Annotated in this window: 16 protein-coding genes; 7 read left to right on the plus strand and 9 right to left on the minus strand. The window is 42.2% G+C overall.

The annotated features are described in order from the left end of the window. Window positions 1-50 precede the first annotated feature (50 nt). Window positions 51-530 carry a glutathione peroxidase gene (locus QTA56_RS12550; RefSeq protein WP_267981279.1) on the minus strand — a complete coding sequence of 160 codons (480 nt, stop codon included), beginning with the start codon at window positions 528-530 and terminating at the stop codon, window positions 51-53. Window positions 531-711: 181 nt separating this feature from the next. Here QTA56_RS12550 and QTA56_RS12555 point away from each other — a divergent pair, with 181 nt between their 5' ends. Continuing rightward, window positions 712-1,164 carry a MarR family winged helix-turn-helix transcriptional regulator gene (locus tag QTA56_RS12555; RefSeq protein ID WP_267981280.1) on the plus strand — a complete coding sequence of 151 codons (453 nt, stop codon included), beginning with the start codon at window positions 712-714 and terminating at the stop codon, window positions 1,162-1,164. Then, window positions 1,165-1,353 carry a DUF3565 domain-containing protein gene (locus QTA56_RS12560; RefSeq protein ID WP_267981281.1) on the plus strand — a complete coding sequence of 63 codons (189 nt, stop codon included), beginning with the start codon at window positions 1,165-1,167 and terminating at the stop codon, window positions 1,351-1,353. It abuts the gene before it with no gap. 33 nt (window positions 1,354-1,386) lie between these two features. Here the strand turns inward: QTA56_RS12560 and QTA56_RS12565 are convergent, their stop codons facing one another. Next, complete coding sequence (locus QTA56_RS12565; RefSeq protein WP_267981282.1) at window positions 1,387-2,067, minus strand: hypothetical protein; 681 nt, start codon at window positions 2,065-2,067, stop codon at window positions 1,387-1,389. Between the two features lie 5 nt (window positions 2,068-2,072). Beyond that, on the minus strand, window positions 2,073-2,483 hold the full coding sequence (locus QTA56_RS12570) for a hypothetical protein (RefSeq protein WP_267981283.1): 411 nt from the start codon (window positions 2,481-2,483) through the stop codon (window positions 2,073-2,075). 385 nt (window positions 2,484-2,868) lie between these two features. Between QTA56_RS12570 and QTA56_RS12575 the strand changes: the two genes are divergently transcribed. Continuing rightward, complete coding sequence (locus QTA56_RS12575; protein WP_096902761.1) at window positions 2,869-3,432, plus strand: helix-turn-helix domain-containing protein; 564 nt, start codon at window positions 2,869-2,871, stop codon at window positions 3,430-3,432. 210 nt (window positions 3,433-3,642) lie between these two features. On the opposite strand, the gene pyrE is transcribed toward QTA56_RS12575, so the two are convergent. Continuing rightward, window positions 3,643-4,293 (minus strand): orotate phosphoribosyltransferase, encoded by a 651-nt coding sequence (pyrE, locus tag QTA56_RS12580; protein WP_267981284.1) that lies wholly within the window; start codon window positions 4,291-4,293, stop codon window positions 3,643-3,645. A gap of 39 nt (window positions 4,294-4,332) precedes the next feature. Here pyrE and QTA56_RS12585 point away from each other — a divergent pair, with 39 nt between their 5' ends. Next, window positions 4,333-5,157: an exodeoxyribonuclease III gene (locus QTA56_RS12585; RefSeq protein WP_267981285.1), complete on the plus strand. Its 825-nt coding sequence runs from the start codon at window positions 4,333-4,335 to the stop codon at window positions 5,155-5,157. Between the two features lie 484 nt (window positions 5,158-5,641). Beyond that, a complete protein-coding gene (locus QTA56_RS12590; RefSeq protein ID WP_267981286.1) occupies window positions 5,642-5,992 on the plus strand; it encodes an arsenate reductase in 351 nt (116 codons plus the stop codon). Window positions 5,993-6,050: 58 nt separating this feature from the next. Here QTA56_RS12590 and QTA56_RS12595 read toward each other — a convergent pair whose 3' ends face one another. Then, window positions 6,051-6,488 carry a DUF2147 domain-containing protein gene (locus QTA56_RS12595; RefSeq protein WP_267981287.1) on the minus strand — a complete coding sequence of 146 codons (438 nt, stop codon included), beginning with the start codon at window positions 6,486-6,488 and terminating at the stop codon, window positions 6,051-6,053. 203 nt (window positions 6,489-6,691) lie between these two features. On the opposite strand from QTA56_RS12595, the gene QTA56_RS12600 reads away from it, so the two are divergent. Continuing rightward, window positions 6,692-7,603 (plus strand): alpha/beta hydrolase, encoded by a 912-nt coding sequence (locus QTA56_RS12600; protein ID WP_267981288.1) that lies wholly within the window; start codon window positions 6,692-6,694, stop codon window positions 7,601-7,603. A 272-nt stretch (window positions 7,604-7,875) separates the two neighbouring features. After that, entirely contained in the window at window positions 7,876-9,063 is a 1,188-nt protein-coding gene (locus QTA56_RS12605) for a GGDEF domain-containing protein (RefSeq protein ID WP_267981289.1), read from the plus strand. Between the two features lie 45 nt (window positions 9,064-9,108). Here QTA56_RS12605 and QTA56_RS12610 read toward each other — a convergent pair whose 3' ends face one another. From QTA56_RS12610 to QTA56_RS12625, 4 genes are all read right to left on the minus strand, one after another. Continuing rightward, on the minus strand, window positions 9,109-10,767 hold the full coding sequence (locus QTA56_RS12610) for an ABC transporter ATP-binding protein (protein WP_326498161.1): 1,659 nt from the start codon (window positions 10,765-10,767) through the stop codon (window positions 9,109-9,111). 88 nt (window positions 10,768-10,855) lie between these two features. Beyond that, window positions 10,856-11,551 carry a glutathione S-transferase family protein gene (locus tag QTA56_RS12615; RefSeq protein ID WP_267981291.1) on the minus strand — a complete coding sequence of 232 codons (696 nt, stop codon included), beginning with the start codon at window positions 11,549-11,551 and terminating at the stop codon, window positions 10,856-10,858. A gap of 2 nt (window positions 11,552-11,553) precedes the next feature. Beyond that, window positions 11,554-13,404 (minus strand): protein-disulfide reductase DsbD, encoded by a 1,851-nt coding sequence (gene dsbD, locus QTA56_RS12620; RefSeq protein WP_267981292.1) that lies wholly within the window; start codon window positions 13,402-13,404, stop codon window positions 11,554-11,556. Window positions 13,405-13,483: 79 nt separating this feature from the next. Next, on the minus strand, window positions 13,484-14,251 hold the full coding sequence (locus QTA56_RS12625; protein ID WP_267981293.1) for a transporter: 768 nt from the start codon (window positions 14,249-14,251) through the stop codon (window positions 13,484-13,486). Window positions 14,252-14,283 lie beyond the last annotated feature (32 nt).

The following is a 14,283-nucleotide window of genomic DNA, read 5'->3' on the forward strand; positions in this document are numbered from 1 at the left end:
GACTCGTTTGAGTTCCAGCCAGATACATTTCCCAACATGCGAATACTGCCTTATGACAATAAACGTTGAATATCCTTGGCAATTTTTTCTGGTTTGGTGATTGGCGCATAACGTTTCACCACCTCACCTTTTTGATTGATCAAAAACTTGGTGAAATTCCACTTTATACTGCTTCCCAAAAGTCCTTTGGCCTCTGAGGTTAAATACTGATAAAGCGGATGGGCAGTTGGCCCATTGACATCAACCTTGGCAAACATGGGAAATGACACGCCATAGTTGCGCTGACAGAAGCTGCCAATTTCCTCATTGCTTGACGGGTCTTGGTTGGCAAACTGGTTACATGGAAAGCCCAAAATCACCAAGCCCTGCTGCTGATAGTCCTGATATAGCTTTTCCAAGCCCTCAAACTGTGGGGTTAAACCACACTGGCTTGCGGTATTCACCACCAGCAGCACTTTGCCTTGATAGTCTGCGAGGTTCTTTTGTTCGCCCTCTAAAAGTTCAGCCTGAAAATCATAAATCTTGGTCATAAGAATTCTCTCTGCAATAAAACTTGTGTCATTCCCAAAGTAGCCTTGTTTATTTGTTAAGCTACGGCACAAATAATATTGCACACAATTATATTGTGTGCAAGTTAATTATGCGCAATATACTTTTTGTGTTTTTCAATTTATACTGCTTTATCGATATTGCGACATTAAGGATGGGATCATGACTGAGATTGCTTACCTGGATAACCAAGTCTGTTTTGCCATGTACTCGGCGACCAATGCCATGATTCGCCAATATCGTCCATTGCTTCAGGAATATGACCTGACCTATCCACAGTTTATTGTGTTGCTGGCGTTGTATGAAAAAGACAATGTGACCTTGTCTGAAATTGGGCAAAAGACTTTTTTTGACTCAGGAACCTTAACGCCGATTATTAAAAAACTGGAAGAAAAGCAGTTTTTAAAGCGTGTTGCGGTTAAGGAAGATGAGCGCATGAAAAAGGTCATTTTGCTGGAAAAAGCGCTTTCGGCAAAAGATGAAGTTACCCTGATACCTTTTAAACTGGCCTGCTCTTTGGGTGTTGATCCCAATGATTTAGTGGCGATTCATAATCTGTGTCATCGTTTCTTAAAGGGTTTGGAAAGTTCTAAACTCGAAAGCATGAGTGAATAAATGCAACAGGCCATTGTTGGATTTCATCTGGATGAGGAAAATCATTGGGTGGCTGACCTCGCCTGTGGTCATGGTCAGCATGTGCGCCATGATCCACCTTGGCAAAATCGCCCTTGGGTGTTGACGGAACAAGGGCGTAAAGAAAAGTTAGGGGCGATGCTGGAATGTAAGAAGTGTGAGGAAGAGTGATTCGCATAACAGCCATTATGTTAAATCAAATTCTTAATGTCTTTCATCTTTTTTAAATCTTTCCCATTCAGCTGCTGTTCCTCCTCCTTGCTTGTGCCATTTTTGATGTAATGCCCTATCAACTGGGTCAAGATTTTTGGGATCAGCCATTTTTCTTGGTGCAGAACTAACTGATTCTTTATGGTGAACATCTATTGGGCTAGATGGATCTAATTTACCAGTTCTAATAGCTTCTCTTTTTACATTTCTTTTTTCTTTTTTCATTTGAGTTTCTAATTGTTTTCGATGGTGATCTCTGGTTTTATCAGCTACAGGTGAATCAGAAACATCTGTCAAATAAGTTCGAGATTGTCTTAATATATCCCTTTGTGTTGGTGGTCTTGGTTCTTCTGCTCGTTTACTAGTTTCAGCAATTAACGTTGGTGTCTTTATATATTGATTTCCCTTATTATCTTCAAAAAAATTTTCTTTAGGTTGTGTTAGTGCGTAGGTTCTAGCAGTTTCAGGATCTGTATTTAAAATTGTAGGTAAGGCTTTGGTAGCAACACCTGTCTCTCCTGTTTGCGAATTTATTACTGCATTTCTACGCAAGCTATTTTTGATCTTATCTGCATCTTTTTGAGGTACAGATGATATCTTTTCAGAAAAATTAATTTGATCCTTACCTTTAAGCTCTTCAATAGGAATAATTTCATTTGTAGAATCTTTATCCATGATAATTACTCCTCAAAGTCTGTATTAGCGAGTTTTTCTAATCTTTTAAGTTCTAAAAAGGCTTCGCTATCCTCATTTTTTACAATTTGGGTTAATTTTTTCCAATATTTTGGATCAGGAGTATCTAATTTAAGAAGGGTAATCCTTTGATTTGGATCACCATGTTTTAATATAAATTTAATACGTGCTGATTCATCTTTGAAATAATCATCTTTCAAAAAATCCGTGTGTGTTTTTTGGAGATATTGAATAACCTTCCATAATTCAGCAGTATCATTAGCTTTAATTTCTAAAGGATGAAGCTTTTCTGACAGAAATTTTTTGATATCAAAAAAATCATCACTTACTTCATTTTCACTTCTCATGTATCTGATAAATTTAAGTTTATCTAGGTTGTTTTTTGATTTAAAACTCATTTTATTTCCGACTAATAAAAAAATGATAGCTTTTAAAATATTGAACTAATAATGAAATTAGCATAATACGGCTTATATAAAAGGCTTGTGAAGTGAGCCTTTCGCATAAAGAAAAACTCTCAATTAATTGAGAGTTTTCATTGTAGATTGAGCTTTTAAGCGTCGAGATTCTTCTAATTTCATTTTTATCAGTTGATAAGCATGATCTAAGAATAAAGTTAAAATTTTAAGACCGAATTGGATAAGAAGTGGCTTCATTTTGCTATTTCCATATAAATTGAAGTAGTTTCAATTTTTCAAAAACATTGTATTTCCTCTAAATCAGGAAATCAATAGATTATTTGAAATTATGCTATAATAAATTTATTTCAAATTAGAGCAAAGCATGGTGCGCGAACTAAATTATAATTTTTCAACTACTGTTTCTCATGTGACAGGAGCATTACTCCATTGCTTAAGGGAGTTTAAAGGTATAACGCAAACATCATTAGCTGAGAGTACAGGAATGAGTACATCTGGATTATCTAAGCTTGAGAAAGGCGAGACTAATATTAGCATTGAGCAAATATTTATATTTGGGCAACAGTTTGGATTAAAATCTTCTGAATTTATGGTTTTACTTGAGGAATCAATTGAACTTATTAATAAAAAAGGAATTTTTGTTGCAAATACGAAAAGTAAAGCAGTGCATATTGATAAAACAAATAATATTCCTGTGGTAATGGGAGTCGGTGCAATAATGGGTTTAGCTGTTGGATCTCCAATTGCAGCTTTAGGCATAGCAGCCTTATCAGGAATGATCGCTCAGAGCTCTAATGATGTTCTTAAAAAACAGATAGAGTCACGAGAAAAAAATGAACTTCAATTATTAACAGATATAGGTACTTTAAAAAATATTATTCAGCCATCAATTTTAAAAAAACTAAGTGAAAGACAGCTATTAAATTAAGAGTTTCTAAAATTAACATAATACAGCTTATACGAAATACTTGAACTTTTCCTTTTCGCATCAATATCTTAAAGTAAGCCGTTCTAGGGTTCAGCGCACTGGAACGGCTTTTACATGATTTTTCACGTTCCACGCTTATTTTTCAATCATTATTTCCAATAATTCATTAATTAAACTCAATAAGAAAGGAAGCTTTCGCTTCCTTTCAACTTAGATCCCATATTTCTCACGATAGGCTTGCATATTTGCCAAGGCTTCTTTCTCACCTTTTACATCCAGATAATCCATCAAATCTTTCATGGTGATTAAAGCATGCACAGGAATTTCTAGTTCTTGCTGCACTTCCTGAATCGCAGAAAGCTCGCCCTGACCACGTTCCTGACGGTCAAGTGCTACCAAAACCCCTGCAATACTTGCACCCGCATTTTTTAAGATGGTCACCACTTCGCGGATTGCAGTCCCAGCAGTGATCACATCGTCAATGATCCAGACTTTCTGACCCGCAACTGATGCACCAACCAATACACCACCTTCACCATGATCTTTGGCTTCTTTACGGTTAAAACCCCAAGGTACACTTTTGCCATGCACCTGAGACAACGCCACCGCAGTTGCAGCAACAAACGGGATGCCTTTATAAGCTGGACCAAAAATCACACCCACGTTGTCACACTGAACCAGTTTATCCGCATAGCCCTGTGCTAAAAGCGACAGTGCCTCACCATCATTCAGTAAACCCGCGTTAAAGAAATAAGGACTGATACGACCTGATTTTAAGGTAAACTCACCAAATTTAAGCACACCACGTGATAATGCGAGTTCGATAAAAGCTTGCGGATGAAATGACACAGGCGTTGTCATAAGGTGCTCCAAATTCTTCAATTGAGGTTAAACATACGCATGATACCAAAGGATAGCTATCCAAGTGATGTAAAAATTCTTCGCGTCATTTCAATTAACGTCAACGGACTGCGTTCTTCCGTGACCAAGGGACTGCTGGAATGGTTGGAACAGTCGGGTGCGGATGTGGTGTGTATGCAGGAAAGCCGCATTACCCATGAACAGTGGACCGATAAATTCAAGCCTGAGGGCTGGCATACCCACCTGTTCCCTGCCGAACGTGCGGGCTATGCAGGTACGGCGATTTACAGCCGCCTCCCATTTGTTTCAGTACAAAACGGTTTGGGTTTTGAACTGGCCGATTCGCAGGGACGTTTTATTACGGCTGAATTCGATCTGGGATTGTCACAGCCTGTTCATATTGCCTCACTATACTTGCCATCAGGTTCAAGTGGTGATGAAGCGCAGGCGCGTAAAGATTTATTTCTACAGGAATACGCCCAAATATTAAAACAATGGCGGGATGAGAATAAATCAATCATCGTCTGTGGTGACTACAACATCGTGCATAAGCGCATTGATATTAAAAACTGGACAGGCAACCAGAAATCTTCAGGCTGCTTACCGCATGAGCGAGCATGGCTTGACCATATTTATGATGAACTGGGTTATGTCGATACATTCCGCGAAGTGCGAAAAGAGGCGGAATTGTATTCATGGTGGTCAAATCGTGGGCAGGCCCGTGCAAAAAATGTGGGTTGGCGGATTGACTATCAGGCCTGTTCACCTGACTGGAAAATGCGGACTGCGAACGCATGGGTATATAAAGAACAATGGTTTAGCGACCATGCTCCTGTCATCATTGACTATAAAATACACGAATAAGTGAACACTTGTTCACTTTGACCGCCTCTTTGGCTGACAGATTGTGTCGTTTTTTGTGTATTTTTATTTATAGGCTGTAACGGCATTATAGCACCACGGCACAGGGAAGCGGTCAGGATGACCAAAAAAGGATAGGAAGCCGTAGGAAGACAAAATAAACTTAGTTTAAGTTTATTTGCATGGATGAGACATTGGACGTTGAAATGAGACCCGCATGATCAGGAAGATTAAATGCGGGTTTTCTCTTTTTTAATCTTAGATATTTTTCACCCCGTTTGTCTGTAGCTTTTTTCATCAAAAAGCATGATTGATTTGATCATTTTAATTTTGCTCAACACACTGCATCAATTTACTTGATAAACAGGGTCTGTTGACCATTTCAAACATGCATTGAGTTATAGGCTAAAAAACTCAACTGGCAAATCACCCTCTTTTTGCGTTAGGCTTTCAGCCATATCTTTTCTTGTTTTCTATGGTTTACAGCATGTTTAAAATTTATGGTATTAAAAACTGCAATTCGATGAAAAAGGCCTTTGATGCCTTACAGGCAAAGGGTATTGCCTATGAATTTCATGACTACAAAAAACAAGGGATTGATGCTGCAACTTTAGCGCTTTGGCTGAAAGAAATGGGTGCGGATAAGGTGCTGAATAAAAAAGGTACAACTTGGCGCAAGTTATCCGAAACGGAACAGGCCCATGCCAGCAGCAATGAGCAAAACCTGATTGAGACCCTCATTGCCCAACCTAGCCTGATAAAACGTCCAGTGCTGCAAACTCCACAGGGCTTTGTGATTGGCTTTGATGAGGCGACTTACCAGAATCTCTCCGCTTAAACAGATAAAAATAAAAAACCGAGTCTCAGGACTCGGTTTTTTTCAGTTCAAACTCAAATTAGTTAGCACGAACCCAAGTCTGGTTACGGCCTAGAGCGGCCACACCAATATAACCACGCAGTTTAAGCTTTTTACCACCCTCGATGATTTCAGCTTTCAACTTATAGGTCTTGCCATTTTTAGGGTCGATAATTGAACCACCATCGTAATTCACACCACCGACATTTTTCAGGCCATGCACAATAGTCACACCTTTAAGTGATTTGTTGTGATAGGTTCCTTCACATTTAGAGCAGGCATCTTCCTGACCTGGAACTAAATATTTTTGAATAGACGCTGTTAACGAACCGTCCTTTTGCTCAGTAAACTTCACAATCGCTTTTGGCTGCTTCGTTTCATCATCGATTGTCTGCCAAACGCTACCGTTCAATGCATCTGCCGCATTGGCAAAAGCAGTTAAACCGAGTAATCCTAGTGCTAAAGCAATTTTCTTCATTTTTGTAATATCCTTAAGGGGTCTTTCAAGACCACGAGTATTGGGAACTTTCATCAATATTGCAATTCTTGATTATGACTATTTGGTATAACCTGAGTAAGAATCTTGAGGGGTATAAGCCCAACGCTTTATTCACCTATAAAATAAAGCTCAAGTGCCTGAACTCTCTTATTATTATACTGACCTAACAATATGGAAAAACTATGAAATTTGGTACTGTCTGGAAATATTATTTTACTGAATCGCTACTAAAAGCGACCATTCGCACGCCGAGTCAGTTTAATTTGGCCCCAAATGCTTTACGACCGTTGCTTGACCAACTTTGCCGTGTATTTCCAAAGGACCAAACCGTACAAATCCGTCCATTACGTCTGGCGGGTGTACGTGGTGAAGAGATCAAGGCACAGGCTTCTGCCACCCAACTGATTCTCCACATTCATGGGGGTGCATTTTTTCTGGGTAACCTGAATACGCACCGCGCCCTAATGACGGATATTGCAGCGCGTACACAAATGCAGGTCATCCACGTGGATTATCCGCTTGCGCCTGAACATCCCTATCCTGAGGCAATCGACGCCATTTTTGATGTCTATCAGGCGCTTCTGGTACAGGGAATTCAACCGAAAGACATTATTGTTTCTGGTGATTCCTGTGGTGCCAATCTTGCGCTGGCCCTGTGTCTACGCCTAAAGCAGCAGCCAGAGCTGATGCCAAGCGGCTTAATTTTGATGTCACCTTATCTGGACCTGACCTTAACCAGTGAATCGCTGCGTTTTAACCAGAAACATGATGCCCTGCTCTCCATAGAGGCGTTGCAGGCAGGTATCAACCATTATTTAAAAGATGGTACCCAGCCAGATGATCCACGTGTCTCACCCTTGTTTGATGACCTCAAGGGTCTGCCACCGACACTGGTTCAGGTGGGTTCAAAAGAGATTCTGCTGGATGATTCAAAACGCTTTAGGGAAAAGGCGGAGCAGGCGGGTGTCAAGGTTCGGTTCAAGCTCTACACAGGCATGTGGCATAATTTCCAGATGTTCAATGCATGGTTTCCTGAGGCAAAACAGGCACTGGCGGATATTGCGGATTTCGCCCATTCACTTGACCGTGACTAGGCCGCTTAAATTTTAAGCAAAAATGGTCAGCTATGTCTGACCATTGTCACTCTTAATTTAATTTTGTCATCATAAAATAAATTTGATTGAATATTCAGATCATAGCCCCTTTTTCAAAAAATTTTCCCGTTATAATTTGCATTAAAAAGCCCAGAGCTAGACTTTTTTCTCATTCCAAAGATGTTATTGTTATTTTAATTATTATTCTTCAATATTTTGACGACAACTCTACAGTTCCTACGGAATCTCATTGCATATAAGGATGCATGCCAATGGTCAAGATTCGTTTTAATAGGTCAACTGACACAAAAAGATGGGGCCTCAGGCTTTTTTTGGAACATCAAATTGTAGTCAATTGGACCATACTTAAAAAAAGTATTTTATTACTGATACTTGCTGCTGTTATGAACCTGTTCTGGATCAGCTGGGATATTTTTGTCCTCACCCATCCAGCATATTCAGCATGGGTACATTTAAACCTGGTCTGGTCTCAGTTATGGACCAGCCTGATTATGCTTGTGGTTTTAGTTGCCCTCATTTTTCCCTGCCACTTTTATAGGGATCGGAAATGGGCAAAGGAGTTTCTTCCCCTCATTACGGTGCAAGTCTTTACCGCAATGCTTTGCCACAACAGCTATCTGGTGGGAAGCTTTAGTCCAGCAACCATGGTGGGTTATGTCAGCGTGGTGGGTGTGGGCTTGATCCTGTTTAACCGTAAAATGATTTACTGCGCCCTTGTGCCTGCCACCATTGCCCTGTTGTTCTGCAATTATATGAGCATCATCGGAGCACTCACCTACGCCCCACTGTTTAATATGGCGGAAATTAACAAGGTTGCCATGCATCCATTCTGGGTGGGCAGCATGATGTTCTTCCTTGTTCCCATCCTGCTTGCCTGCCTATTCCTGTTTGAGGTCTTGCTGACCCAGTGGCGCACACGGGAAACCGCCATTCAGGTCCTCAGCCGTCTTGACCCCCTCACCAATGTGCTGAACCGACGCAGCATCAGCAGCTATCTGGAAAAGCTGCACCAGCAGCCTGACCCGTTATATTCAATTGTGCTACTCGATTTAGATCACTTTAAAAATATTAATGACCAGTTTGGGCACAGCATGGGCGATCAGGTGCTGGTTCAGGTGGCAAGATGTCTGGCAAACAACATACGTGACCTGGATGTGATTGGGCGTTTTGGTGGTGAGGAGTTTATTTTGCTACTGCCGAACACCACGACGGCACAGGCACAAAGTGTGGCGGAACGCTGCCGTCTGGCAATCTCCCACCTGAACTTTATCACGGAATATCAGCAGGAATTTTCGGTCAGTGCCAGCTTTGGCATTAGCAGTTCAGTGAGTGCGGATGAACCCCATTTAATCATTAGTCAGGCCGATCAGGCATTGTATGCGGTCAAGGCCAATGGACGGAATCAGGTGAAAATCTTTACTGACCTTGCCATTGATTAAAGCTATTTCCAGCCATTTAGGGGAAATGGCTGGAAACTTTTAGAATTAGGCGGATTGAAATAACTGTTCCACATTGATGATTTCATCCGCCAAGTCCCGACATTCTTGTGAATGGGTAATTACGATCAGGGTTTCAACATTGGTTTTCAGGTAGTTCAGGATTTGAATGGCAGTCTTTGAATCCAGTGCTGAAGTGGGTTCATCTAGAATAAGGACCCTGGGTTTCTTTAGAATTGCGCGCAATATATTTAAACGCTGTTTTTCTCCTCCTGAAAAGCTTTTCAGGTATTCATTGATGTCATCATCTAGTGACAGGTTTTTATCTACAAGCAGGTGTTGCAGGTCAAAAAGGCCCAGTAGCTGCTTGATCTCCTCATCAGCATAGCAATGCCTTGAGTTATAGACCAGATTCTCCCGCAAGGAACCTGTAAAAATGGAATAGTTTTGCCCAACAAATGCGATTTCATCGAAAATCTTTTCTGAATAATTCTGGCTAATATCCAGATCCTTATAGAATAATTTTCCAGCCCTGATTTTGTAGAAACCCAGCAGATAATTGATCAGGGTGGATTTTCCAGAACCTGTTTTCCCAATCAGGACATAGGTTTTATTTTTATAGAGCTTCAGGTTAAATTGCTGTATGACGCGTCCGCCCACCTCCAGTACTACATCAGCGAATGCAAACAATAGATGGCTGTCTGAATAATGCTGCTGGCTGTTCTGGTCTTTTTTCATCCTGAAATAGTTGTGAAATTTTTTAATCGCCACCACCTGCCCTGAAATCAGGTTGACTTGTTGGGAAATCATCAAGAAAGGAATGGTCAGCATCATGATGTAGGAGCTGATCATCACCATATCCCCCGTGGTTATCTTTCCGAGAGAAAATAACTTGGTGGACATCAGCAGGAACGTCAGTAAAAAGACAAAAATTAAAATGATTTGCAATACCATAAGGCTGGCGATCTTCATGTGGCTATGCGACATTTGCCCAATATAGCTTTTGACATTGCGCTCAAAGCGATTCACCTCAAAATCAACCGCGTTATTCGCCTTAATTTCATAGCTGTTATTCACTTTTTCCAGAAACTTACTGTTCAGGATACTTTTTACAGAATACAGGGGTTCATAATATTCCTTGCTTTTTCGGGTAATAAAATAGGAAATGGCAAACATAAGTAATGCCGTCCCAATAAAACCCAATGCAAAAAACGCATTAATATTGATATATAAAATGTAGCTAATAAAAAACAGTTGAAAGATTGCGGGTAGAAATACAAATAATAGCGAAAGGGTTAGTGACGAAAACGAGCTGCTGGCGCGCATTGCCTCAGAATTGAATACGCCCGTATCAATCTTGTCCTGTTGTAACTTCTCTATTTTTAAATAATTTTCCAGTCCAGTAATCAGAACGGAAGACTCCAGTCTAGACATGACCACAACATGAAAGAAATTTCTGGTCCACTCAAGAATCTGGGACAACAGCCAGGCGAAGCAATACGAAACAACCAGAATATAAATATAATGGATGCCCTTGCCATGTTGTGTGCCATCAATAATCAGTTTAATCAGATAGGGTAACAGCGAATTGATTAAACTCACTACACAGACCAAGCCAATGATCACCAATAAATGTTGTTTTGAATTATTATAAAATCTGTTCGATGCGTTCCATATTTCTTTATATATTGCTAAAAACACCAACACAATACCCCTCTATATGGCGAGAGCGAGTACCATAATATAAATAGTCCAGCATGACTTATGAATTTTATTTATCAATCTTTCCAGATTTCTAGGGCTTTAGATATTCACCACGACGTTTTCGATAAGGCTCATCAAACGCCACAAACATCTGCTCCTGTCTGGCTTCCGCAATCCATTGCTGCACGGATGCCAAAGACAATATCTTTTGCATATAGGCTTGGCTTGACGCCGATAATGGCAGCTTAAAACACTCAAAGCGCATCACCACAGGTACATAAAACGCATCGGCAAGGCTAAACTCACCACATAAAAAGCTGTCCTCAGCTGGACGTTCAGACCAGATTTGCTCAATCCGTGCCACATCTGCACGGAGCTGGGCATTGTCCACCCAAAGCTGCCTGCCAATATGTGCCAAATCCGCCTCAACATTCATTGGACAAAGATTGCGTAAGGTCTGGAAACTGCTGTGCATCTCAGCACTGATGCAACGCGCCTTTGCCCGTAATGTTTTATCCTGCGGTAACAGCGCCTTTTCGGGGTGTTGCTCAGCCACATATTCACAGATGGCCAGACTGTCCCAAACCACCAGTTCCCCATCCACCAGCACGGGAACCTTACCTGTTGGGTTCAGCTTTAAAATTTCTGTCTTAAACTGGCTATCCGCTTCAAAGCTGTCGAATTGAACCCAATGCTCCTGAAAGGAAATACCCGCCTGCTTCAATAAAATCCATGGACGCATTGACCAGGTTGAATAGTTTTTATTGCCAATCAATAAGGTATACATGCTTATAATTTTCCTTTAAATGCCGTGAGTTGTTGTAATAATTCGTTCTTTTTAAATGCGCCTGTCAAACGGAGCGGGCGGATTTCCTGTTGTTGCAGATTCAGGAATAGATAGGTCGGTGGACCTAAAATATCCCATTGATTGAGCAGTGCCTGATGTGAGGCATCATAATGGCTTAAATCCAGTTTAATCAAATAGTAAGGAGCTAAAGCCTGTTGCACCTCAGCATCCTTTAAGATGCGATGTTCAATCGGCTGACATGCCACACACCAGTCGGCATACACGTCAATAATCATACCGCGATCTTTTGGCGCATTGGCCAGTATCTGCTGAAATTCATCGGCGGTTTGTGCCACATGCCATTCCGCCAGTTTCTCTGCCTGCACTGTGCTCAGGTTTTGCATATGCTGATATTGGTTAAAGGCAAGAAACGGAATTGCAATGATGAGCAGCAATGCATACAACCACTGCAATTGTCCCTTTTTCACAAAGAGACGGTACACAGCATAACCAATAAAGGCCAAACCTAAAATCAGACTAATTACCTGAATTGCCAACTCTGGCAACAAGGGACGAATAAAATAAATACTCAGTGCCAGCATCAGAAAGGCGAAAATCACCTTAATCTGATGCATCCACTCCCCCGCTTTCGGCAAGGCTTTCGCACCTAACACGCTGGCAAGCAACAGTGGAATCCCCATGCCAAAACCCAGCGTAAACAGCAATAATGCGCCCTGCCACTGGTTTTGGGTCTGGGAAATAAACAGGAGTGTTCCTGCCAAGGGTGCGGTCATACACGGCCCGACCAGCAAGGCAGAGATCATGCCCATGACACTGGCGCCAATCAGGGTTCCACCCTGCTGTACCGACTGCATATGGTCCAGCCGATTAAGCAGTTTTTGCGGTAGCTTGATCTCAAACAGGCCAAACAGGTTTAAGGCGAACAGTACAAACAACAGGCTAAAGGCCACCAGTGTGGCAGGCTGCTGCAACCAGCGCTGAAAGTTCAGTCCAGCCGCCGAGGCGATCAGGCCAAGCACCGCATAGACCATCGCCATACTCACCACAAAGGTCAGTGCAATTGTCCATGCCTTCACCCCTTTATGCTCACGGATAATCAATGAGGTGAGAATCGGCAGCATCGGCAACGAACACGGTGTAAACGCCAGTAAAATACCCAAACCCAGAAACAACAACAGGCTATAGGCAAGGGAATGTTGTTCCAGCGTGCTTGACCATTTCTGGTCTTGCGCCATGCCAGTTGAATTGTTGGAAGATACAGACACGGTAGCATCTGATGTTTCCACCCTGTCATTTGCGGCTGTCTGGGCATTTAAGGCATTGGCGGAACGGGCGACATCCAGAAAGCGTTTTTGTGAGTTTAAACCTGTATTTTCCACGCTGACCAAACCATCAGCATCGGTCTGGAACTCAATGTTTTGCGGTGGATAGCAGATACGGTCTTTGGCACAGCCTTGCCAGCTCACCCGATAATGTTGCGATGCCTGTGTAGCAATACTGAATTCAACCTGCTGGTAATACACTTGGGTATGACCAAAATTCTCATCATACTGGTCAACCGCCTTGGGTAAATTCAAGGCGACCGCTTTATTGCCCTGCTGAACTTCAAATTTGTGTTGATACAAATAATAGTTGGGCTGAATGGTCCAGTGCAGACGCGCTTCATTGTTTTTGGTCGATTCAACCGAAAATGTAAATGCCTGTTCTGGGCTGAGCAATGGCGCTGAAACATTGTCTTGGGCATGGATGACCGTCCCACATAACAACAGTAAACTGCCAAGAAAATAACGGATCAGCTGGAAACTGTAGCCGCCCTGAACACACTTTTTCATTATGTTTTCTCTGCTGTCTCTCCAGCACTCCCTATGAGGTCAACAGGAATTCAAGGGAGGCACATGGAGAGAGGTTTGATTAGAATAGGACCGAAACGCCAAAACCACCGTTGTAGCTTTTGCCACTGCCATTTAAATCGACCCCGACACTGGCATCCAGCTGGGCACGGTCATTGATGGCATAAACCAGACCCGTGCCTAAACCATATTCATAGTCCTGGCTTTCCGCCTTACGGTAGATAAATTCTGAGAAACCAGACAATTTACCTGCAATTTTATAGTCAATGGTCGGAACGGCGGTGACTGCCCAATCACTGTTCTGCGCCTCATAACGCATGGTAATGGAGGTACCAACCAAGTCACTCAGCTCATACGCCACTGCCGAAGTCAGGCTATAGATGTCGTCATGTGCAGTGAACTCGTCATTGCCCGTTGCAATAACCGCCTCAGCCAGCAAGGCCATGCTTAAACGGTCATCCTTGAGGTCAATAGCCTTTTTCAAGCCAATGCTGACATCACCCAAACCATGGGTTTCCTTTTTCATGCCCGCATATTTGTTTTGCTGCCAGACAGGTCCCTGCCAGCCCAACTGGAGTTCAAGGCCATCGGTTAAACCTGTGCGCAACAGCATGTCAGCATTGAGTGTCAGGGTTTTGTCTTTTGCCCCAGCGACATTGTCCTGCTGATAGCTGACAGAGGGCAATCCCTGTTCCCAGGCCAGATGGCCCACTGGTGTAATCCCCGTGCCCATGCCAGCCCCAGGGCGATCAAAAGAAAAATCCGCCGCAAAAGTTGTACTGACCATCATTGAGGCTGCAATAAAGCCCAATGTTTGAAGTGTTTTCATCATTCTCCCCTTTTTCATTCTACTGGCTAGGC

It is taken from the genome of Acinetobacter thutiue (genome assembly GCF_030385805.1).
Classification (GTDB): Bacteria; Pseudomonadota; Gammaproteobacteria; order Pseudomonadales; family Moraxellaceae; genus Acinetobacter; species Acinetobacter corruptisaponis.